The sequence below is a fragment of the Motiliproteus sp. MSK22-1 genome (genome assembly GCF_001968815.1).
GTDB lineage: Bacteria > Pseudomonadota > Gammaproteobacteria > Pseudomonadales > Balneatricaceae > Motiliproteus.
In genome coordinates, this window is sequence record NZ_MIEQ01000061.1 from 23,739 (window position 1) to 45,750 (window position 22,012).

Below are 22,012 nucleotides of genomic sequence, written 5' to 3' on the forward strand. Positions count from 1 at the left end.
AGCAATATTTTGTCGCAATGAACAGTTGTGTATCCACATCCAGACAGGTTTGAACAACTTTGCTTAAAGCACCGGCTTATTGATCACCTCAGCAGAGTTTATACGTCGGTACGTTTTATGGATCAATACAGTCTTATGGATCAATACAAAAGCCGAATGCCCACTTTGGACCCCAAGCGCAAGTTCGCTCGAATCCGGTATTCCTCATGACGCTGATTCATCTGTTGGTAAACCCAACGGCCCAGCTTATCACTGGGTACTTCGATAATAACCCTGGCATCCTGATCGCGAACCCGGTCAGCAATCTGCTGTAACTTATTCTTTGCAACTGCAGATTTGTCATTAAGTTCTGCTACATCTAAAGCAATAAAATCACCCGCAGTTTTGGGAGCAGGAATCGATGACAGACGCTTTATCGCGGCAGGTAACTCGGGATGCTCAGGAATAACCTTGGCCGCACGGTTTAAATATGAGCGCGCCGTTCGGATCTGCCCTTGCTGCAAGGCAGCATCACTCCATTGTATATACCGATTAACTATTTTTACCAGACCTTGTTTTGCTTCTTTATTTTCTGGGGATAGCGCCAGAACCCTTTTGTAGAAGCTGGCAGCATTATAATTTTCCGGCGTCGTCAGTCGCTTATCAGCCATAGCTAGCTCTGCTTCGCCCAACATAACCAAAATCTGATGAATCTGCTGATTTCTTCGATCAACATCTATGGCAGAAACCTCTGCTTTCTCCTGCTGTGCCAATACCGGAGAACCACTGGAAGTTGACTCGGTTGAAGACTTCCCACCCCCTGAGCCTGTTGAACAGCCCACCAAAAAAGCAACCAGCAGGATCGCTAATGCCCGCGGAGTATATACAGCAATAAATGTTTTCATCTGATTTTCCATTTCAAACCCACGCCATCATAACATCAGTGAATAACGCCGTGAACGTTAAGAAACCGGCAACTCAAACTAACGACTTAACAACTAACGGGCAGCCATTCAGAGCGGTTGCTGTCAGTTTGTCACCGTAGTTGCTTACGCAAGTAATAAAAACTGACTTCAAGCATATTTTTCAATAAAAATGATTAGTAAATTGGTGCTAAAATCAGCAAAAATGCATTAAACATCTAAAAAACCACACATTTGTAGACAGCTTGAATCATTTACGGCAAACTACTCAACCCTTGTAGCTGCGTAGGAACATTCTGCGCAATGCGGCTCCGTAAATATCGCTGCGATTGAAATAAGCTACTCCATCTTCATGCCCACCCTCAGTCAGTAATTTCGAGGATTGGCATACGTTTTTTTGTGTTGCATTCGTGATAAATCCGATCATGCAACTGATATAGAGTTATTGATAGAGAGTCACCATGGACATCCGCAAAGTAAAGAAACTTATTGAATTGTTGGAAGAATCCGATATCAATGAGATTGAGATTAAGGAAGGGGAGGACTCGGTACGTATAAGTCGGGCTTCCAGCATTACTCCTGTGGCTGCTGCTCCGGCACCCACACCAGTAGTCGTCGCACCAGCAGCTCCTTCACCATTGTTAGCAACTGCTGATACAACAGCTGAGCCGGTTTTAGAGGGTCATGTTGTCACATCACCGATGGTTGGCACCTTCTATCGCGCCCCATCCCCCGGTGCAAACCCTTTTGTTGAAGTTGGCAAGACGGTCAAAGCGGGCGATCCGATCTGTATTATCGAAGCAATGAAAATGATGAATCAGATTGAAGCCGATAAATCCGGCACCATTTTGTCGATACTGGTGGAAGAAGGCCAGCCGGTCGAATTTGACCAGCCTCTAGTCACTATCGGTTAATCAATCTAGGCGAAATTGAAGGGCATTAAACTATGCTGGATAAAATCGTTATCGCCAACAGGGGTGAAATTGCACTTCGCATTCTGCGTGCTTGCAAAGAGCTTGATATCAAGACTGTAGCCGTTCACTCCCAGGCTGACCGCGACCTGATGCACGTAAGACTGGCTGATGAAGCCGTTTGTATCGGTCCAAACTCATCAGCCGAAAGCTATCTGAATATACCAAGCCTGATCAGTGCTGCCGAAGTGACCGACTCCATGGCCATTCATCCGGGTTATGGTTTTCTGGCTGAGAATGCGGACTTTGCCGAGCAGGTCGAAAACAGCGGCTTCGTCTTTGTAGGTCCAACCGCTAACGTCATTCGTCTGATGGGGGACAAAGTCTCTGCCATTAAAGCAATGAAAAAAGCGGGCGTACCAACGGTACCCGGTTCAGACGGTCCTCTCACTGAGGATAATGACAGAACTCTGCGTATCGCTCGTGAAATCGGCTACCCTGTGATCATCAAGGCGTCAGCAGGCGGCGGTGGAAGGGGGATGCGTGTTGCTCATACAGAAGCTGCACTGCTCAGTTCTATTCACGTAACCAAAACAGAATCCAAGGCAGCATTTGGTGACGACACTGTTTACCTGGAAAAATACCTTGAAAACCCACGCCATGTAGAAGTGCAGGTACTGGCCGACGGTCAGGGTAATGCCATTCACCTGTATGATCGTGACTGCTCCATGCAGCGACGCCACCAGAAGGTTCTGGAAGAGGCTCCAGCACCGAATATTGATAAAGATGCACGGGGAGCTGTTCTTCAGAGCTGTGTCGATGCCTGCATCGAAATTGGCTACCGTGGTGCTGGAACATTCGAGTTCCTTTATGAGAACGGCGGATTCTATTTCATTGAAATGAATACTCGTGTTCAGGTCGAGCACCCGGTAACCGAAATGGTAACCGGTGTCGATATCGTAAAAGAACAGCTGAAGATTGCCAGTGGCCAGCCGCTGACCTTGCGTCAGGAAGATATTAAGCTTAACGGTCACGCTTTTGAATGCCGAATCAACGCTGAAGACCCCAAAACCTTTATGCCTTGCCCGGGTTTAGTGGATTACTATCATGCCCCGGGAGGTATTGGGGTCAGAGTTGATTCTCACCTCTACAGTGGCTACAAAGTCCCGCCCTACTACGACTCCCTGATCGCGAAATTAATCACCCACGGTGAAGATCGCAAGAGCGCATTGATTCGCATGAAAAATGCGCTGGATGAGGCAGTAATTGGTGGTATCAGTACAAATATTCCGTTACAGCAGACTATTGTTCGTGATGCCAACTTTATAGAGGGTGGACTGAATATCCATTACCTTGAGAAAAAGCTCGGCCTCTAGTTACTGTCGTTATTCATCAGTACCTTAAGGGTATCAGTGACTGCTCAATACCAGTCACTGATAACAAACACTCAACCGGTAACGGATGACTGACAGAATAAAACTTTATGCCCGAAAACCTCTTTATACTGCTATAAAGAGGTTTTTTATTTTTAAGCTAAGCCGTTCCTGATTAACAACTTTCAGACTGAGAATTAGTTATGCCCTGGCTCCAAATGAAACTGGATATTCAGCCTGATCAGGCAAGTGCCTACGAAGAGTTATTACTGGCTCTTGGTAGTTGTGCTGTAACCCTTGAAGATGGCGCCGATCAGCCTTTATTTGAGCCGGATCTCGGCAGTACCCCTTTATGGGATAAAACCCGTATAACCGGCTTGTTTGATGCGGAGGCAGACCTCGCAAAGATTCAGACAGGACTGCAACAGGGCCATCAGCAGATAGCACCGTCTTTACCCTTCCCTGCCTGTAAGACTGAAATCCTGGAAGATAAAGACTGGGTTCGTGAATGGATGGACAGCTTCCACCCGATGCAATTTGGTCAGCGACTCTGGGTTTGCCCGAGCTGGAAGGATGTTCCAGACCCAAGCGCAGCAAACCTCATGCTTGATCCCGGGCTGGCTTTCGGTACGGGTACTCACCCGACTACCGCCTTATGTCTGGAATGGTTGGACAAACAAGACTGCCAGGACAAACTGGTGATCGACTACGGGTGCGGCTCAGGAATACTCGGTATTGCTGCTTTATTGCTCGGTGCTACAAAATTGCTGGCCACAGATATTGATCCCCAGGCCCTGCAAGCGACTCAAGCTAACGCTGACAGAAACACAATAGATGCAAGTCAGTTGGAGCTCTGCTATCCCGACAAGATGCCCAATGTAACAGCCGACATCCTGGTGGCGAACATTCTGGCTGGTCCTTTGGTGGAGCTGGCACCAACACTGGCAGCCCTGGTAAAACCGGATGGGTTTATAGCCCTTTCCGGCGTATTACAATCTCAAGTCGATGAGCTAATTGAAGCTTATGCTCCCTGGTTTACATTGGAGCCGGTATGCAACCGCGAAGAATGGATTCGGTTAACAGGAATCAGAAACCAGAAGTAATCTTATCAAAGGCTCTTGTTATACAAAGATATTCCTATCCAGCGACAACCCAAGGATATTGTATTTAGAAAAACTTGTTATCCTGAGTAGTTACTGTAACTATCACAAGTAGAAGTCATTGTTATCATGAGTAAAAGCCATCGCTGTCATGAGTAGAAACGGTCATGAGTAGAAATTACGCTACCCAATGCCCAGAGTGTGAGACACGCTTTCAGGTTACGCTGGCGCAATTAAATAAGGCACAGGGATTGGTCCGTTGCGGCACCTGCCTGCACGTTTTTGCAGCAGATCAATACCTGGAAACTTCTTCTGAGTCGGAACCTAATCCCGTTTTAGAACAGAAACCGGACAAAGAGTCCTCTTCTATTCCCGAAGTTCCGTTGCAACTACAAATCACTGAAAAACCAGATTCAACCGCTTCCTACCTTGGCTGGTCCTTGATGATTCTGCTGGCTCTGTCTACCTTGGGACTCCAGGTTCTTTGGTTTGAAAGAGACCAACTCTCTCAACATCCCCAGCTGCAACGGCTATACAGCCAAGCCTGCAAACATATAGAATGTAGATTATCCGCACGCCAGGATCTTCCAAGAATCATCAGTCATCATTTAATTATCCGAGACCATCCCAAATACCTTGGCGCTCTATCGGTCGATCTGTTAGTAGAAAACAAAGCTCCCTTCGAACAACCGTTCCCGGCTCTGCAACTGGTTTTTTCAACATTGAATGGTGAACCTAAAGCAGCCAGGACCTTCCAACCCCATGAATACCTTGGTGGTGACTTTGAGAATATCCAGTTAATGCCCAGTGGTAAAGAGGTTCGGCTCAACCTGGAGATACTGGAACCGAGTCTGCAAGCCCCCAACTATACACTTAGCTTTCTCCCAGCAAAAAAGCATCTGTAACAACGACGCTCACTCAAGCTAACAAAGGGGGAGACTGTTAACCAGATAAGCCGTCGCCACTGAAAAGACCTCCTGTAAAACACAGATCGAGTGCTAAAACCGGCATCATAATGTGATGCAGCATCAAACAGTGCTGCCATTCTTCCTAATCCGCATGATTTTTTCTTTCCCGGCGCTGCATCTACGGGTATCATTGGTCGTTCACTGTACAGTGTCGCCTACGGGCCACCTTCAAACCAACCTGACTAATCGAGTTCTCACGTGTACGACATTGGCCCCTATCGTATAAACAGCCGGGCAATCCTGGCACCGATGGCGGGAGTGACGGACCAACCGTTCCGCCAACTTTGTCGAAAGCTTGGAGCAGGTCTTGCGGTTTCTGAAATGGTGACTTCGGATAAGCGACTCTGGAACAGCAGAAAGTCTCAATTCAGACTCAATCACGAAGGAGAACCCTCCCCCCGTATCGTCCAGATTGCTGGTGGTGACCCAGAGATGCTGGCAGAAGCCGCTGCTCTGAATGTGGAACGGGGTGCTCAGATTATAGACATCAATATGGGATGCCCTGCCAAAAAAGTGTGTAACAAGGCGGCCGGGTCAGCTTTGCTTCGGGACGAAGCGTTGGTGGAAAGAATACTGAATGAGGTCGTATCCAGCGTGGACGTTCCGGTGACGTTAAAAATTCGTACTGGCTGGGATCAGGAACAGCGAAACGGTTTAGCCATCGCACATTTAGCTGAACAGGCTGGCATCCAGGCCCTGGCCGTTCATGGAAGAACTCGAAGTTGTGCCTATCGTGGAGAGGCCGAATACGAAACAATTGCGCAGATTAAAGCGGCTGTGAAGATACCGGTGATTGCCAATGGTGACATCGTATCTCCTCAAAAAGCGCAAGCTGTGCTGGACTACACCGGTGCCGATGCAGTTATGATCGGCCGTGCGGCTCAGGGACGCCCGTGGATCTTTCAAGAAATTGAGCACTATCTGGATACAGGCCAATCATTGCCCCCACCTGCGCTAGAACAAGTGGAGCAATGGTTACTAGAACATCTACATGCACTTTACGATTTTTACGGCAGCTATCTCGGCGTCAGAATTGCACGTAAGCATGTAGGTTGGTATCTGGTAACAAGCGCAAATCTCGTTATAGACGAGGTGAAGGGCGGCCGAGATTTTCGCAAAAAGTTTAACAGTCTGGACTCAACGGAAGAACAGCTGAAGGCTATTAAACATTTTTTCATCAGCCAGCAGCACGACCCGAAGGCGGCATAACAAAATGGCACTAGGTAATCTGAGCAACGTGAGCGATAACATTACAACACCTTCCCCCGGCACAAACCATCCGTCCAATGGGGGTCTTCATCTTTCAGAAGCAGCGGCCAATGAGCCTAGCTCTCATCAGCCTCAACGCCTTTCCCAAAGCGTGGAACAGGCCATGAACAACTATTTTAAGCAACTGGATGGTCAACCAGCCAGCAATGTCTATGAAATGGTGCTAAATGAAATAGAAGCACCTCTTCTTAAAGCAGTTATGGAATACACCCGTGACAATCAGACTAAAGCGTCTGAACTTCTGGGTTTAAATCGCGGAACCTTACGTAAAAAGTTGAAACAATACGATTTACTATAGATAAACCGGTAGCTGTAACTAGACCAAGTCAACCACAACCACAACTCAATACAGAGAACTATGGCTGATACTAATAACCTCATCACTGTTCGCCGTGCACTCATCAGCGTTTCGGATAAAACCGGCATCGTAGAGTTTGCACAAAGCCTAACTCAACAGGGCGTGGAAATCCTCTCTACCGGCGGCACCTTCAAACTGCTGCGAGAGAATGATATAGACGCAGTTGAAGTTTCTGACTACACCGGATTCCCCGAAATGATGGATGGCCGGGTCAAAACATTGCACCCGAAAGTGCATGGGGGCATTCTAGGCCGTCGTGGAACGGATGATGAAGTCATGGAACAGCACGGTATCCGTCCAATAGACATGGTGGTTGTCAATCTTTATCCATTTGAAGCAACCGTCGCCCGTCCCGATTGCGACCTACCGATGGCTATCGAGAACATTGATATAGGTGGGCCGACAATGGTCCGCTCAGCAGCGAAAAACAACGCTTTTGTTACTATCGTTGTTAACGCTGGTGATTACGGCAACATCGTTGCTGAAATGTCCGAGAATAACGGCGCAATCAGCCAGTCAACCCGTTTCGATCTAGCTACCAGAGCATTTGAGCATACCGCTGCCTACGACGGTGCGATTGCAAATTATCTGGGGGCACGTGTTGAGCAGGTAAAAGCTGGTGATGAAGAAAACCAGGTCGCAGACTTTCCTCGCACCTTCAACACTCAGTTTATTAAAGCCCAGGAAATGCGCTACGGCGAAAACCCTCATCAAAGGGCTGCTTTTTACGTAGAAAGTGATCCAGCAGAGCCCAGCGTCTCTACTGCCGAGCAGTTACAGGGTAAAGAGCTGTCATTTAACAATGTTGCCGATACGGATGCAGCATTGGAATGCGTCAAGCCGTTCAGAGAACCGGCCTGTGTTATCGTCAAGCATGCTAACCCATGTGGAGTCGCTATTGGCCAGGATATTCTGGAAGCTTATAACCTTGCCTTCCAGACCGATCCTACCTCAGCTTTTGGTGGCATTATTGCCTTCAACCGGGAACTGGATGCAGCCACAGCAAAGGCCATTGTTGATCGTCAGTTCGTGGAAGTCATTATTGCTCCACAAGTATCCGATGCAGCTTCTGAAGTGGTTGCCTCCAAGCCTAACGTTCGTTTACTTGAATGCGGCCAATGGGATGCAGACCGCCCGGCCAGCTTTGATCTGAAGCGCGTTAATGGTGGCTTGCTGGTTCAGGATAACGATCTGGGGATGGTCGATGTCAGTGAGCTTAAAATGGTATCTGAACGCGAACCGTCAGAACAGGAACTACGAGACCTGCTTTTCGCCTGGCAAGTCGCCAAATACGTTAAATCCAATGCTATTGTCTATGCCAAAGACGGACAGACCATTGGTGTAGGGGCTGGTCAGATGAGTCGCGTATACAGTGCAAAGATTGCCGGTATCAAGGCAGCAGATGAAGGCCTGGAAGTTCCCGGTGCAGTCATGGCATCCGATGCATTTTTCCCTTTCCGTGATGGCATCGATGCCGCAGCAGCTGCAGGAATTACTGCCGTTATTCAGCCAGGTGGTTCAATGCGTGACGACGAAGTTATTGCTGCTGCCAATGAAGCAGGCATCGCCATGGTCTTTACCGGCATGCGCCATTTCCGCCACTAAGTATTGCCCTCAGAAAAAGTGCTGTCAGTAAAGTCTTAAGCCCGTAACACACACCCTTGGTACCGGACTGAGGGTGTTCTCCCTTATGGGGAGCCTGGCAACAAAGATTTTTTGACAGCATAACGAAAAGAGATTATTTCAGATGAAAGTATTGGTTATTGGTAGTGGTGGTCGTGAGCATGCTATTGCTTGGCAGGCAGCCCGAGACGAGCGCGTTGAAAAAGTCTTTGTTGCTCCCGGCAATGCTGGCACAGCTCTGGAACCTAAGCTTGAAAACATCAATCTGGATGTAATGGATCTTGAGGGACTGTCTACTTTTGCTAAACAGGAAAGCATCGATCTGACGATTGTGGGTCCTGAGGCGCCACTGGTTGCCGGCGTCGTCGATCATTTTCAATCTCAGGGATTACCCATCTTTGGCCCTAGCAAAGCAGCTGCCCAGCTTGAAGGGTCCAAATCCTTCACGAAAGATTTTTTGGCACGCCATCAGATTCCAACGGGGGGATACGGAAACTTCACGGAAGTTGAGCCAGCGTTAGCATACCTGCATGAGAAAGGTGCTCCAATCGTCGTTAAAGCCGATGGCCTTGCTGCAGGCAAGGGTGTAATTGTCGCCATGACGATGGAAGAAGCCGAAGATGCTGTAAAAGACATGCTATCCGGTAACGCATTCGGTGAAGCAGGTTGCCGAGTGGTTATTGAAGAATTTCTGGAGGGAGAAGAAGCCAGCTTTATCGTCATGGTCGACGGTAAAAATGTACTGCCTATGGCCACAAGCCAGGATCACAAACGAGTCGGTGACGGCGATACCGGTTTAAATACAGGGGGTATGGGTGCCTATTCACCAGCCCCGGTGGTGACCGCTGAAATCCATCAGCGCATTATGGATGAGGTAATTCTACCGACGGTTAACGGAATGGCAGCCGAAGGTAATGATTACACCGGCTTCTTATACGCAGGTCTGATGATCGCATCTGACGGTACACCCAAGGTAATCGAATATAACTGCCGCTTTGGTGACCCAGAAACCCAGCCGATCATGTTACGCCTGAAAAGCAGTCTGGTGGAACTTTGTGAAGCAGCCGTTGCCAGGCACCTTGACCAGGCAAAAGCTGAATGGGATCCACGACCCGCGGTAGGCGTAGTTCTGGCAGCAGGAGGTTATCCCAATAGTTACAACAAGGGTGACGCAATCAGCCTGCCAGCTCAAGCAGATGATAACTCTAAGTTATTTCATGCCGGAACCGCAGAAAAAGACGGCCAGACAGTCACTAATGGCGGTCGAGTACTCTGTGCTACAGCGTTGGGAGAGTCCGTTACCGAAGCTCAGAAGCACGCCTACACGCTGGCAAAGCAAGTCAGCTGGCCAGGAATGTTCTTCCGTACTGACATTGCCTATCGAGCAATAGCCCGAGAGCAACGGTAATATCCAACTAAAATTCAATATCAGAAAAGCCCCAGACCGGGGCTTTTTTTGTTCTCGGCAGTACTAACCGATACTGGTCAAAAAACCGTCGATCAGATTTTGAACTGAGCCAGGGTCGACTTGAGCGACTCAGCTGTTGCAGCTAGCGCGCGACTTTCTTGAGTGCTGTCCTGTACAGAATGAGATGCCAGTTCAGCATCTTTACTGATGTGCTCAATGCTCTTATTAACACCATTCGATACTTGAGACTGCTGCTCGGCCATAGCCGCAATATCGTTGGTAAAATCAAAGAGTCGCTCAACAGACGCCGTCACGCTCTGTAAATGCTGATCGGATCGGGCAATCCCCTCAATCCCGGTTTCTGCATGACCTGATGCGTTGGTAATTACTTTGACAGCCTCTCTGGACTGATTTTGCAACTCATCTATCTGCCGCTGAATATCTTCGGTGGATAACTGCGTTTTACTGGCCAGTGCACGAACCTCATCAGCCACTACCGCGAAGCCTCGCCCTGATTCGCCCGCTCGTGCCGCTTCAATTGCTGCATTTAAGGCCAGCAGGTTAGTCTGTTCAGCAATTCCTTTGATGATATCCAATACCTTTTCAATCTGCTCACTGTAGCTGGCCACGCCACTGACAACCTCGGTCGCCTGACGTACTTCATCAGCCAGGGTTTCAATAGAATCTTTGACGGAGGTGGAAATAATACTGGCCTCATTACTCGCCTGACGAATCTGATCAACATTAGCCAGGTTTTCCTGTATTCGCTCTGCAACCTGTTGAATTGAATCAACCATCTCAGCCATTGCATCAGAAACCTGGCCAACCTGCTGATGCTGTCTCTCGACAGCAGACTGTGTCTGTTCTGCCGCCTGGTTCATCGCCTGAATATGGACATCGGTATCATCTGCGGCGCTATTTGCCTGACGGACAATACCGTGAGTTTTATCGATGAATTGATTGATAGCCGCAGCCATATCACCTATCTCATCATTGCTTTTGATATCAATCCGCCGCGTTAAATCCCCTTCCCCGGCAGCCAGCTCACCTAACTCAGCCGTCAATGCGACTAATTTACTGACGATTCTACCTGCCATAACAATCACCAGGGACAACACCAGAATCGCACCTAGTAATACCAAAGCGATGGTAAGATTTGAGATCAGTTCTGATGAGGCCCGGTCAATAGCAGTTTTTGTCGTGGCACCAGTACTCTGATTAAGTTCGGCGGTATCCACCAGGGACTGTTGCAGCGCCTTTGCTGCTTTATCTGCTTCCTGACTGATCGCAGACTGGACCTGCAACCCTGTGGCCGAAATCAATTTCTCAAAGCGAATATCCAGAGCTTCAGCCGCATCAATCGCGGCCTTGTCGGAAACCCCTAACAAGAACCTGCCAATAACAGCTCCCTTGGGATTAATATCAGTTTCAAAGACATAGAATTCCGGGTTATTTTTAGTGGCATCTTTAAGCTTATTGAAGGACCCCTTACCCTTGCCTTGTTTAAGCAATGCTTTGACTTGCTCATCCTTACGATCGACAAAGCGGGTCAGTAACTTGCCTTCAGCGTCATAATAAGCAGCAAAGACTACCTGAGAGTTTCTATGCAGATCCCTAATCAATCGAGTCAGTGCCGGAGAATCCTTATCCCAAATAGCACCCGGAGAAGCTAAAGCCATCATCTCCGCCATAGCATGGGCACTCTGATGAGCAGAATCGACCAGCAGCTCACGGACCGTCTTCTGTTCTGCTGCCAGCTGTTGATTCAAAGACAGGTTCAGTGCAGTTCCAGCACCGATTGATAGTCGTTTTATCGCACCACTCACCTCCTTTCCGGTCGCATCGAGGCGAGTAGCTAAATTCTGCCCTCCTTCATTAAGAGTCGAAACCACACTGGTTACTAATGTAGCAACGCTGTCTCGCGTCACCCAGAGAGCGGTGAACACCTGTAATCCACTGATGATCAACACAGAAATCAAAACAGGCCGCAAAAGACGGCTGTTGAATCGACTCAGGAAATTAGTCATTTTTGTTTTTCCTAGGGCTATGGAGACTACTCATCGACAGGCCTGTCGGCTGTAAAAAGCACAACGGCTTAATGCCAAACTATCAAGCGAACAAAGAACCGTGGTTTCCGATCAGTCTCTTCGTCAATTATTCGAAAAATAAGGCAGCAAATATCATACCCCAGATGTAAATTTTTATTGACAATATTATTAAATATTGATCATAAAAATATATCTTACTGAGTACAATGTGAATAATGAACCGCCAGCCTGACAGCGAAATGCTCGCTGATAAACATTCGCTCACAGCATAGTTGCCGCCACCCCACTGGAAAGTTTACAGTCTCATGACAAGCAACATCGACAGACATAACCTATTCTCTGAATGGTGCTCAACAGAATTAACCCTCTTTATACCGACTTAGATGATAACTGTGACAACCCGGCATAAAGGACTTATTAGCGTAAATCTGCAAATTTGACTGAGTAATGAACCAGGATATACCCAAAAAATTATTGACGACAAACGACCCTCTCCCTTTTCGGGTCCTGAATGAAACCGGGACAACCCCCTTGTTGCTGGTTTGTGACCATGCCTCCAATCATGTACCCAAACACTTAAGCAATCTGGGCCTGGACGATCAAACTCTACAGGAGCATGTAGCCTGGGATATTGGCTCCGCCGACCTGGCGGCAATCATTACTCAACAGTTAAATTGCCGTGCTGTGCTGGCTAATTACTCCCGCCTGCTGATCGATGTTAATCGAAATCCGGCCGATAATGATCCCTCAATGATTCCTGAAATCAGTGACAGCTACATTATTCCCGCTAACCAGGATCTGAATTCGCTACAGAAACAACAGCGAATAAGCGAAATTATGGAACCTTACCATCGGGCGATTGAGCAGCAGATGCAGGCTCTACAAAACTATTCACCGGCCCCCATGTTGTTTTCAATTCATACCTTTACACCGGCGATGAAAGGCTGCCGCAAACCAAGACCCTGGCATGCAGGAATACTATGGAATGCAGACCCCAGGATCGCCAAACCGCTGATGAAACACCTGCGCCAGCACGACCATTTGTTAATCGGTGACAATGAGCCCTATTCCGCTCGGGAAGTCGCCTACACTATTGATCGACATGGCCACGCTCACGGTTTTCCCAACTGTGCAATCGAAATACGCCAAGATCTGCTAAAAGATCATGCTGATTGCTTATGGTGGGGAGAGAAACTTGCGGAAGGCCTTAAAAAAGCTTTAGATTCTGAAGATATACACTGTGTTAAATACTTTGATCTGGTGGATGATCAGCTGTAAGCAGCCGATATCAAATAATGATTCAGGGGATCTGCAAATAAGTCCCGTTTATATTAATGCCAGAGACTATTTAGATCAGCAATAGGCAAATGGAATCGCAGTAATACAGTAATACAGTAATACAGATATTTAGGACTGAGGTCATCGCGATGGCAGATACATCCCCCGGATTTACCATTGGTATTGAAGAAGAATATCTACTGGTTGATTTAACCTCGCGTCAATTAGCGGCTGATCCACCTGAAGCATTGTTTCAGCGCTGCTCAAAAATACTCCCTGATATGGTAACTCATGAGTTCTTGCGAGCACAGATTGAGGTAGGAACCCCTGTCTGTGAGAGCCTTCAGGAAGCCCGTCAACAACTGTCGCACCTTCGCAGCAGTGTAGCCGAGGTAGCAGCGGGATTTGGATTGGGCTTAATCGCCGCTTCCAGTCACCCATTCGCACACTGGGCGAATCAGCAACATACTCGACTTGATCGATACGACTTACTTGCGGAAGATCTGCAGGGAGTCGTCCGTCGCTTACTAACCTGCGGAATGCATGTCCATGTCGGTATACCTGATGATGATCAGCGAATCGACCTGATGAACCAGGCCATCTACTTTCTTCCCCATCTCTTGGCTCTGAGCACCTCTTCACCCTTTTGGGGAGGAGATGACACGGGACTGAATTCTTATCGGTTATCAGTATTTAATGAGCTGCCCAGGACTGGCTTACCTGATCGATTTAACAGTTTTGCGGAATATCAGCGGCATGTAGATGTTCTGGTTAAAACAGGTTTGATCAAGGATGCCTCGATGCTTTGGTGGGATATCCGCCCTTCCAACAATTTTCCTACACTAGAGATGCGTATTACTGATGTCTGCACAAGGCTTGATGACGCCATATCCATTGCCGCACTCTATGTTTCGACCATGAGGATGCTTGCTAACCTGCGCCTTAACAACCAACGTTGGCGTCAATATGCCCCTATGCTGATCCATGAAAATCGCTGGCGTGCACAGCGATATGGTATCAGCGAAGGGCTTATCGATTTTGGCAGCCAGGAAAAAGCGGCTTTCAGCGAGCTTCTGGAGGAATGGCTTCAGCTCATAAATCAGGCCGCGCTGGAGCTGGGTTGCAGTAAAGAAGTGTCCCATGCACGCAAAATACTGACAACAGGCACGAGTGCCGATAAACAACGCGCGATCTATCAACAGGCAACAAATGCGGGCCATAGCCATGAAGACGCATTGCAGAAGGTCGTAGACTGGCTGATTGATGAAACAATAAATGTATAAGTCCGAATGGCTTATCTGCTGACACAATCAATCTCCTCACAGACACCTTCCGCATATACCCACACAGCCTGTATACCTATAAACATCATCACTATAAATACTTGGCAACACTAAGAAATCAATAACTTTCAAGCGATAAGCCATTTCCCGCGCTGGCCATGAGCAGATATAACTTCTGTGTTGAAATCAGCACTGTAAAAAGATTGTAAAACCAGTAAAACCAGTAACCATCGGCCACAGGGCGCTGTCCAACTGTAGAAAGCAGCTCTGTTTTCTTAAGTGACGGATTTACTTAAGAAATCGTCAACTACACTTAATACGGAACCCTTTCAAAGAGAGTGGTGATCAAAATATAGACCTCTTGAATTCAGCGTGATCAGACTGAGCGGAAGGTGAAAAAATATGAGTATATTCAGCAATTATAAATCGAGATATTCAGCCATAGAACAGGAAGAACTAAGCCTGCAGGAATATCTGGACCTGTGTAAAAAAGATCAATCGGTGTATGCCTCTGCAGCCGAGCGAATGCTCGACGCTATTGGTGAGCCAGAGTTTGTCGATACCGCCCGAGACCCGCGTCTAAGCAGGATATTTTCAAACAAGTTGATCAAGCGTTACCCTTCCTTCAGTGAATTCTATGGCATGGAGGAAGCTATTGAGCAAATCGTTTCCTATTTCAAACATGCTGCACAGGGATTAGAAGAAAAGAAACAGATTCTCTACTTACTGGGACCGGTAGGAGGAGGAAAGTCATCTCTGGCTGAACGACTTAAGTGGTTAATGGAACGCATCCCCTTCTATGCCATCAAAGGTTCGCCTATTAACGAGTCTCCTCTTTGCCTGTTTAATCCGGAGGAAGACGGCGACATTCTTAAAGAAGAGTACGGCATTCCCAAGCGTTATTTAAAAGGCATGATGTCCCCTTGGGCAGTAAAAAGGCTTCACGAATATAAAGGAGACCTGTCAAAGTTCCGTGTCGTAAAGCTCTACCCTTCGGTACTCGATCAAATCGCCGTATCAAAAACAGAACCAGGTGACGAAAACAACCAGGATATCTCCAGCTTAGTCGGTAAAGTAGATATTCGAATGCTGGAAGAATATGCCCAGCATGATCCAGATGCTTACAGCTTCTCAGGGGGACTTTGTAAGGCCAACCAGGGCATCATGGAATTTGTGGAAATGTTCAAAGCTCCAATAAAAGTACTCCATCCATTACTGACAGCTACTCAGGAGGGTAACTACAACAGCACCGAGGGAATGGGCTCAATCCCCTTCGAAGGAATTATTCTGGCCCACTCCAATGAATCGGAGTGGCAGACATTCAAGAACAATAAGACTAACGAGGCTTTCATTGACCGGGTTTATATCGTCAAGGTTCCATACTGCTCTCGCGTTTCAGAAGAGATACATATCTATGAGAAATTGCTGGAGAACAGTTCACTGAGTGAGGCACCTTGTGCACCAGACACCTTGAGGATGCTGGCTCAGTTCAGCATTCTGTCTCGTCTGATAGAGCCAGAGAACTCCAGTATCTATTCGAAGATGCGGGTGTACGATGGTGAAAACCTTAAAGATACCGACCCCAAGGCTAAATCACTTCAGGAATATGCAGATAATGCCGGTGTGAATGAAGGCATGGATGGGCTATCGACTCGATTCGCCTTTAAAATCCTTTCCAAAGTATTCAACTTCGATCCCTCAGAAATTGCAGCCAACCCAGTACACCTGCTTTATGTACTGGAAAAAGAAGTTGAACAGCAGCAGTTCGCCCAAGAGGTACAGGAAAAATATATACGCTTTATCAAGGAATTCTTAGCACCGAAGTATATTGAATTCCTCGGTAAGGAAATCCAGACAGCCTATCTGGAATCTTACTCTGAGTATGGACAGAATATCTTCGATAGATATGTGACCTACGCTGACTTCTGGATTCAGGATCAGGAATATCGCGACCCTGAGACAGGAGACATATTGGATCGATCCGCCATTAACGAGGAATTAGAAAAGATAGAGAAACCAGCAGGAATCAGCAATCCAAAAGATTTTCGCCATGAAATCGTTAACTTTGTCCTACGCGCTAGAGCCAGCAACAAAGGAAAAAATCCAGCTTGGTTAAGCTACGAAAAAATGAGAACCGTTATCGAGAAGAAGATGTTCTCCAACACGGAAGATCTTCTGCCGGTTATTTCATTTAATGCCAAGGCCTCTTCAGAGGACCAAAGCAAGCATGCTGAGTTTGTTAAGCGGATGATCAAACGGGGATACACTGAGAAGCAGGTCAGACTGCTTTCTGAGTGGTATATCCGCGTTCGCAAATCCCAGTAGGGAGGCCGATGGTAGAGAAAGTGTCCCTATCAGTGGAGGAGGCTCGAAATGAGCTACATTATTGATCGTCGCTTAAACGGAAAGAACAAGAGTTCCGTGAATCGGCAGCGCTTTCTAAAACGCTACCGAAAGCATATCAAGCAGTCAGTGACTGATGCGATTAAGTCTCGCAGCATCACTGATCTTGAGAGCGGTAGCGAAGTAACAATACCAAGCAAAGATATCTCTGAGCCCATCTTCCATCACGGCTCTGGTGGCGTTAATCATCGAGTTTTCCCGGGAAACAAGGAATTTGTTGTTGGAGATGAACTGCAACGCCCCAGCGGTGGTGGAGCTGGCGGCGGCCAGGGGAAGGCAAGTGATTCAGGTGAAGGTGAAGACGAATTCAGCTTTCAGATCAATCGTGATGAATTTTTGGAATTCCTGTTCGAAAACCTGGAGCTGCCTCATATGGTGAAGAAGAAGCTTCAGGACAGCGGCGACTTCAAGTTTGTCCAGGCTGGTTTCAGTAATGAAGGAAACCCTGAAAGAATCAACATCGTCCGTTCACTTCGCAGTGCTCACGCTCGTCGCATTGCATTGTCCGGCGGAACCCGTCGGGAGATAAAGGCTTTAGAGAAAGAACAAAAAGCCCTGATGGAGAAACCTGAAAACGATAGAGATGATCAACGCCTTTCAGAGATCGAGCAGAGATTGGTCGTATTGCGGGCAAAGGTCAGTAAGCTACCCTTCCTGGATACATTCGACCTTAAATATAACAATCTGATCAAAACCCCGGTACCTAGCTCAAAAGCCGTTATGTTTTGTGTCATGGATGTTTCCGGATCAATGACTCAAGCGATAAAGGACATGGCAAAACGCTTTTTCTTGTTGTTATACATGTTCTTACAAAGGGCCTATAAACAAATAGATGTTGTCTTCATTCGCCATCACACACAAGCGAAGGAAGTTGATGAGGAAGAGTTTTTTTACTCCAGAGAAACAGGAGGAACCATTGTTTCCAGTGCCATTGCACTGACATCTGACGTCATTGAAGAACGCTACCCACCAGCAGACTGGAATATTTATGTTGCTCAGGCTTCTGACGGTGATAACTGGGACGGGGATTCAGACAGTTGCCGAGAATTGCTGATGAAAAAAGTCTTACCCAAGGTTCAGTATTTTTCCTATGTGGAAATCACTACTGGTGAGCATCAGAATCTTTGGTTTGAGTATGAGAAGGTTCGAAATACCTACCCAGAAACTTTTGCAATGCAAAAAATTGAACGTAGTGGCGATATTTACCCGGTGTTTAGAGAGCTATTTTCCAAACGAGGGGACGATTAACAGCGTATCCTTTGACAAGACGTCACTTGCGAAGCCTTACTAACAACAATAAATATCATTGTTTTAGTCATGCTTATTACTGGTTGTGTCGGCTGATTTACCAGCCTCATTGGTTGAACTTAGGGGTACAACTATGAAAAAAAAGCCCATATCGACAGGTTCTGAATGGACATTTGAGCTCCTTGAAGCCTACGATTCGGCAATTTCTCAGGAAGCAGAGCGCTTTGAACTTGATACCTATCCAAATCAAATCGAAGTAATCACTTCTGAACAGATGATGGACGCTTACGCATCCGTGGGTATGCCACTTAATTACAACCACTGGTCATTTGGTAAGCAATTCGTTCAAACTCAGCAAAATTACCAACGCGGTCGGATGGGGCTCGCTTACGAAATTGTCATTAATTCTTCTCCCTGCATTTCTTATTTGATGGAGGAGAACACTATGACTATGCAGGCCTTGGTGATCGCACATGCCTGCTATGGACACAACTCCTTTTTCAAAGGTAACTATCTATTCCGAACCTGGACCAACGCCACTGCTATTATTGACTATCTGGTTTTTGCCAAACACTATATTACCCGGTGCGAAGAACAATACGGAATAGAAGAAGTTGAGCAATTACTCGACTCCTGTCACGCCTTACAGAACTACGGTGTGAACCGCTACAAAAGACCCCAACCAATTTCTGCTGAAGAGGAAAAAAAGCGTCAGCAAGACCGAAGCGAAATACTTCAGCAACAGGTTAATCAACTCTGGGATACAATCCCCAAAAAAGACGAAGTGGACGCGGATGGGAAGAGTAATGCACCGCGCTTTCCTCCTGAACCTGAGGAAAATATCCTCTACTTCCTGGAAAAAAATGCCCCTTTACTTGAGCCATGGCAACGGGAAGTCATTCGTATTGCCCGCAAGACGGCCCAGTATTTTTATCCTCAAAAACAGACCCAGGTTATGAATGAAGGCTGGGCCTGTTTCTGGCACTACACATTGCTGCACAGCTTGTATGACAAGGGATTGGTCACCGACGGTTTTATGATGGAGTTTCTGCACTCTCACTCCAGCGTTGTCTACCAACCTCCCTTTGACAGCCCTTACTTCAGTGGTATAAACCCCTATACTCTGGGCTACCACATGATGCAGGATCTACGTCGAATCTGTGAAGACCCGACTAACGAAGACAAAGAGTGGTTTTCAGACATCGCTGGCTCTAACTGGTTGGACACCATGCAGGAGGCAATGCGAAATTATAAGGATGAGAGTTTTATTCAGCAGTTTCTGTCACCACGCTTAATGAGAGAACTAAAACTGTTCAGCATCACCGACGATGAAAAGCAAAACAATCTGATCGTGTCCAATATCCATGATGAGGGCGGGTATCGACAGCTGAGAACGGACTTATCTGAACAATACAACCTGGGCTCCAGAGAGCCGAATATCCAGATATACAATGTTGATGTGAGAGGCGACAGGTCGTTGACGTTAAGACACTATCGCCACAATAATCGACCTTTAGCAGACAGTGCAGATGAACTGCTTAAGCACCTGCATAGACTCTGGGGATTCGATGTTCATTTGGAATCCGTACGTGGAGACGAAGTAGTCAAAACCTTCCATTGCCCTCAAAGAGAAAGCTAATACCTCACAGCCACATTGCCGGAATGTCTTCCCCGGCAATGTGGCCTGTAATGCCCATCGTCAATAACGCTCACCCTCTACAACGCTTATACCCGGGAACAGCGGGACGATACTTAATGGCCTTTAGCGACCGAATTAGGATCATCTTCGCCGACCATTTCGTCATGCACGGCTCCTGATTCCAGAGTAATAGGCAGCTCACCTAACTGTCTGAACTCACGCTTTGCTTCGACAAAGCTGTGAAAGATTATTGGCAGACCTGTAACACGCGATTCAATGGTATAACCGATACCCTGAATAACGGCTTGAGCAGTATAAATATCACCTTCATTAGACAGAACGTTTATGGCTTCAACATGCCCTCGCAGGTTCTCAAGGGTCAGATCACTGTATTTCATCTCTACCTCCTGAACCTGAATTCACCACAGAATACAGCTAAAGCTGCAGATTCTTTTATGATGCGGGAGTTCCGGCTCAACGCTACTTGCCCTGTGTGGAACCCATTAGACAACAGTTCAGCCGAAGTTATCCTGAACAAAGCCGCCCCTGATCAAAAAGTCTTTTTATAACTCGATTGCAGTCTCAAATTTCTCTCGTTTCAAAGAAATCAGCGTACGAAACTTTCGCATATTCGGTTCAGCATAAAGCACCCGTTGTACGAATGCCTCAAAAGCCTGTAAATCAGCAACAGACACCACCAACACAACATCAACCTCACCAGTCACCCGATAACACTGAGTTACTTCATTGGCCTGATGAACACTGCTGGCAAACCGTTCATATAGGTCCGGTCTATCCCGTTCGAGTTCAACCTCAACGATCATCGTCAACATCTGCCCGACCAACGCAGGCTCCAACAATAAAACATCAGCTCGAATCAGCTTCGAAGATCTCAGCCTCCGCACACGCTGCAGGCAGGCCGGAGGTGACAATCCCACTTGCTCAGCCAGATGAGCATTGGTTATCCGGTTATCCCGTTGCAGCAGATTAAGAATATGGCGGTCAATACGGTCCAGTTCCATAATTTTCAATTCTTTTGTTTAAGCATGGTTTTAAGAAATATTAGTTTCTTTTTATAAAAAATAAAGAATCAAGACAATATAAACACGAAAGATAAAGAATACTCTGTCTATAAACTTACTCTACAATAGACCTTCCAAAGACCAGGTCTTGGTTATGAATACAGAGTTTTGACGGTGAGTATCCATAGATGAACGCCTTTTCCGTGCCGGTAGTGAAAGCATTCTTTCAAGAGTTATATTCTGAGATACACGATGTTTCCTATACATTATTCAAACTAATGATCCCTGTTATTCTGATTATCAAACTATTGGAAGAAATGGGGGGAATTGAATGGTTTGCCAGCTTGCTTGGACCACTGATGGCTATGGTTGGTCTGCCCGACAGTACTGCTCTCGTCTGGGCCACTACGATGGCAACCAACATCTATGCAGGTATGCTGGTGTTCTTTACCCAATCACATCAGGAAAGCCTCTCTGTCGCTCAGGTTACTGTTCTCGGAGGCTTGCTGTTAATGGCACATGGTTTACCAATCGAAGCACGCATTGCCCAGATTGCCGGAGTCAGAATGAGGGCAACGCTGCTATTACGAATAGGCGGAGGTCTGGTCTTTGCGTGGTTACTTAATCTGATTTATAGCCAGGGAGGCTGGCTACAGCAACCCAATGAGCTGTTATGGCAACCAGAAATTGTTGAAGATACGTTTTTAGCCTGGACCGTTCATCAGATAAAAAGTTTGCTGGTGATCCAGCTGGTCATTATTGCTTTGCTCACTGGCCTCAAATTATTAAAACTGCTGGGCATTGAAAAATTGATGGCATGGCTATTACAACCGTTGCTACGAATGTTGGGAATTGGTTCTGAGGCAACAACAATATCCATCGTTGGCGTCACTCTGGGACTGTCTTTCGGCGGAGGACTGTTGATCAAAGAAGCCAAAGCGGGACAGATATCCAAGAGAGACGTGTTTGCTGCCATGGCATTCCTCGGCCTTTGTCATAGCCTCATCGAAGACACGCTCTTGGTTATGTTGCTGGGAGCACATATTTCGGGAGTTCTTTGGATGAGACTGTTTTTTTCGTTACTGGTTGTTGCAGTGCTCACTCGCTGGATGGACAGCAAAAGCGAGCAGTTTCATCAACGCTACCTGATACGACCGTGCCAAAAAGCAGGAAACTGAC

18 protein-coding genes are annotated in these 22,012 nt (G+C 47.0%); 14 read left to right on the plus strand and 4 right to left on the minus strand.

The features are described from left to right. Positions 1-140: 140 nt before the first annotated feature. On the minus strand, positions 141-884 hold the full coding sequence (locus BGP75_RS17700; RefSeq protein ID WP_143821103.1) for a hypothetical protein: 744 nt from the start codon (positions 882-884) through the stop codon (positions 141-143). 479 nt (positions 885-1,363) lie between these two features. Here BGP75_RS17700 and accB point away from each other — a divergent pair, with 479 nt between their 5' ends. The 8 genes from accB to purD all read left to right on the plus strand — a co-directional run bounded on the left by accB (position 1,364) and on the right by purD (position 9,912). Next, entirely contained in the window at positions 1,364-1,816 is a 453-nt protein-coding gene (gene accB / locus BGP75_RS17705; protein ID WP_076720202.1) for an acetyl-CoA carboxylase biotin carboxyl carrier protein, read from the plus strand. Positions 1,817-1,848: 32 nt separating this feature from the next. Beyond that, complete coding sequence (gene accC / locus BGP75_RS17710; RefSeq protein WP_076720203.1) at positions 1,849-3,189, plus strand: acetyl-CoA carboxylase biotin carboxylase subunit; 1,341 nt, start codon at positions 1,849-1,851, stop codon at positions 3,187-3,189. Between the two features lie 200 nt (positions 3,190-3,389). Then, positions 3,390-4,289 carry a 50S ribosomal protein L11 methyltransferase gene (gene prmA / locus BGP75_RS17715; RefSeq protein ID WP_076720204.1) on the plus strand — a complete coding sequence of 300 codons (900 nt, stop codon included), beginning with the start codon at positions 3,390-3,392 and terminating at the stop codon, positions 4,287-4,289. 164 nt (positions 4,290-4,453) lie between these two features. Then, on the plus strand, positions 4,454-5,191 hold the full coding sequence (locus tag BGP75_RS17720; RefSeq protein ID WP_076720205.1) for a DUF3426 domain-containing protein: 738 nt from the start codon (positions 4,454-4,456) through the stop codon (positions 5,189-5,191). Between the two features lie 261 nt (positions 5,192-5,452). After that, positions 5,453-6,463 carry a tRNA dihydrouridine synthase DusB gene (dusB, locus tag BGP75_RS17725; RefSeq protein WP_076720206.1) on the plus strand — a complete coding sequence of 337 codons (1,011 nt, stop codon included), beginning with the start codon at positions 5,453-5,455 and terminating at the stop codon, positions 6,461-6,463. Between the two features lie 28 nt (positions 6,464-6,491). Beyond that, complete coding sequence (fis, locus tag BGP75_RS17730) at positions 6,492-6,821, plus strand: DNA-binding transcriptional regulator Fis (protein ID WP_233152971.1); 330 nt, start codon at positions 6,492-6,494, stop codon at positions 6,819-6,821. 60 nt (positions 6,822-6,881) lie between these two features. Next, positions 6,882-8,486, plus strand: coding sequence for a bifunctional phosphoribosylaminoimidazolecarboxamide formyltransferase/IMP cyclohydrolase (gene purH, locus BGP75_RS17735; RefSeq protein ID WP_076720208.1), 1,605 nt, complete (start codon positions 6,882-6,884; stop codon positions 8,484-8,486). Between the two features lie 142 nt (positions 8,487-8,628). Then, positions 8,629-9,912, plus strand: coding sequence for a phosphoribosylamine--glycine ligase (gene purD, locus BGP75_RS17740; protein WP_076720209.1), 1,284 nt, complete (start codon positions 8,629-8,631; stop codon positions 9,910-9,912). 92 nt (positions 9,913-10,004) lie between these two features. Here purD and BGP75_RS17745 read toward each other — a convergent pair whose 3' ends face one another. Further along, positions 10,005-11,939 carry a methyl-accepting chemotaxis protein gene (locus tag BGP75_RS17745; RefSeq protein WP_076720210.1) on the minus strand — a complete coding sequence of 645 codons (1,935 nt, stop codon included), beginning with the start codon at positions 11,937-11,939 and terminating at the stop codon, positions 10,005-10,007. Between the two features lie 468 nt (positions 11,940-12,407). Between BGP75_RS17745 and BGP75_RS17750 the strand changes: the two genes are divergently transcribed. The 5 genes from BGP75_RS17750 to BGP75_RS17770 all read left to right on the plus strand — a co-directional run bounded on the left by BGP75_RS17750 (position 12,408) and on the right by BGP75_RS17770 (position 19,811). Next, positions 12,408-13,238, plus strand: a complete 831-nt coding sequence (locus BGP75_RS17750; RefSeq protein ID WP_076720211.1) for an N-formylglutamate amidohydrolase — start codon at positions 12,408-12,410, stop codon at positions 13,236-13,238. Between the two features lie 149 nt (positions 13,239-13,387). Then, positions 13,388-14,521, plus strand: a complete 1,134-nt coding sequence (locus BGP75_RS17755) for a carboxylate-amine ligase (RefSeq protein WP_076720212.1) — start codon at positions 13,388-13,390, stop codon at positions 14,519-14,521. Positions 14,522-14,923: 402 nt separating this feature from the next. Then, positions 14,924-16,846 carry a PrkA family serine protein kinase gene (locus tag BGP75_RS17760; protein WP_076720213.1) on the plus strand — a complete coding sequence of 641 codons (1,923 nt, stop codon included), beginning with the start codon at positions 14,924-14,926 and terminating at the stop codon, positions 16,844-16,846. 48 nt (positions 16,847-16,894) lie between these two features. After that, positions 16,895-18,172 carry a YeaH/YhbH family protein gene (locus BGP75_RS17765; RefSeq protein WP_076720214.1) on the plus strand — a complete coding sequence of 426 codons (1,278 nt, stop codon included), beginning with the start codon at positions 16,895-16,897 and terminating at the stop codon, positions 18,170-18,172. Positions 18,173-18,305: 133 nt separating this feature from the next. After that, positions 18,306-19,811, plus strand: coding sequence for a SpoVR family protein (locus tag BGP75_RS17770; RefSeq protein ID WP_076720215.1), 1,506 nt, complete (start codon positions 18,306-18,308; stop codon positions 19,809-19,811). Between the two features lie 113 nt (positions 19,812-19,924). Here the strand turns inward: BGP75_RS17770 and BGP75_RS17775 are convergent, their stop codons facing one another. Continuing rightward, the gene (locus tag BGP75_RS17775) at positions 19,925-20,209 is read right to left on the minus strand and encodes a DUF6482 family protein (RefSeq protein WP_076720216.1); all 285 of its coding nucleotides are present in this window, start codon (positions 20,207-20,209) and stop codon (positions 19,925-19,927) included. Between the two features lie 165 nt (positions 20,210-20,374). Next, positions 20,375-20,833, minus strand: coding sequence for an Lrp/AsnC family transcriptional regulator (locus BGP75_RS17780; RefSeq protein ID WP_076720217.1), 459 nt, complete (start codon positions 20,831-20,833; stop codon positions 20,375-20,377). A gap of 188 nt (positions 20,834-21,021) precedes the next feature. On the opposite strand from BGP75_RS17780, the gene BGP75_RS17785 reads away from it, so the two are divergent. Then, positions 21,022-22,011, plus strand: a complete 990-nt coding sequence (locus BGP75_RS17785; protein ID WP_076720218.1) for a hypothetical protein — start codon at positions 21,022-21,024, stop codon at positions 22,009-22,011. Position 22,012 lies beyond the last annotated feature (1 nt).

Bases quoted from the DNA above. Each gene is read 5' to 3' on its own strand.
- BGP75_RS17700 (WP_143821103.1), bottom strand. From the start codon at position 884: ATGAAAACATTTATTGCTGTATATACTCCGCGGGCATTAGCGATCCTG.
- accB (WP_076720202.1), top strand. From the start codon at position 1,364: ATGGACATCCGCAAAGTAAAGAAACTTATTGAATTGTTGGAAGAATCC.
- accC (WP_076720203.1), top strand. From the start codon at position 1,849: ATGCTGGATAAAATCGTTATCGCCAACAGGGGTGAAATTGCACTTCGC.
- prmA (WP_076720204.1), top strand. From the start codon at position 3,390: ATGCCCTGGCTCCAAATGAAACTGGATATTCAGCCTGATCAGGCAAGT.
- BGP75_RS17720 (WP_076720205.1), top strand. From the start codon at position 4,454: ATGAGTAGAAATTACGCTACCCAATGCCCAGAGTGTGAGACACGCTTT.
- purH (WP_076720208.1), top strand. From the start codon at position 6,882: ATGGCTGATACTAATAACCTCATCACTGTTCGCCGTGCACTCATCAGC.
- purD (WP_076720209.1), top strand. From the start codon at position 8,629: ATGAAAGTATTGGTTATTGGTAGTGGTGGTCGTGAGCATGCTATTGCT.
- BGP75_RS17745 (WP_076720210.1), bottom strand. From the start codon at position 11,939: ATGACTAATTTCCTGAGTCGATTCAACAGCCGTCTTTTGCGGCCTGTT.
- BGP75_RS17750 (WP_076720211.1), top strand. From the start codon at position 12,408: ATGAACCAGGATATACCCAAAAAATTATTGACGACAAACGACCCTCTC.
- BGP75_RS17755 (WP_076720212.1), top strand. From the start codon at position 13,388: ATGGCAGATACATCCCCCGGATTTACCATTGGTATTGAAGAAGAATAT.
- BGP75_RS17760 (WP_076720213.1), top strand. From the start codon at position 14,924: ATGAGTATATTCAGCAATTATAAATCGAGATATTCAGCCATAGAACAG.
- BGP75_RS17765 (WP_076720214.1), top strand. From the start codon at position 16,895: ATGAGCTACATTATTGATCGTCGCTTAAACGGAAAGAACAAGAGTTCC.
- BGP75_RS17770 (WP_076720215.1), top strand. From the start codon at position 18,306: ATGAAAAAAAAGCCCATATCGACAGGTTCTGAATGGACATTTGAGCTC.
- BGP75_RS17775 (WP_076720216.1), bottom strand. From the start codon at position 20,209: ATGAAATACAGTGATCTGACCCTTGAGAACCTGCGAGGGCATGTTGAA.
- BGP75_RS17780 (WP_076720217.1), bottom strand. From the start codon at position 20,833: ATGGAACTGGACCGTATTGACCGCCATATTCTTAATCTGCTGCAACGG.
- BGP75_RS17785 (WP_076720218.1), top strand. From the start codon at position 21,022: ATGAACGCCTTTTCCGTGCCGGTAGTGAAAGCATTCTTTCAAGAGTTA.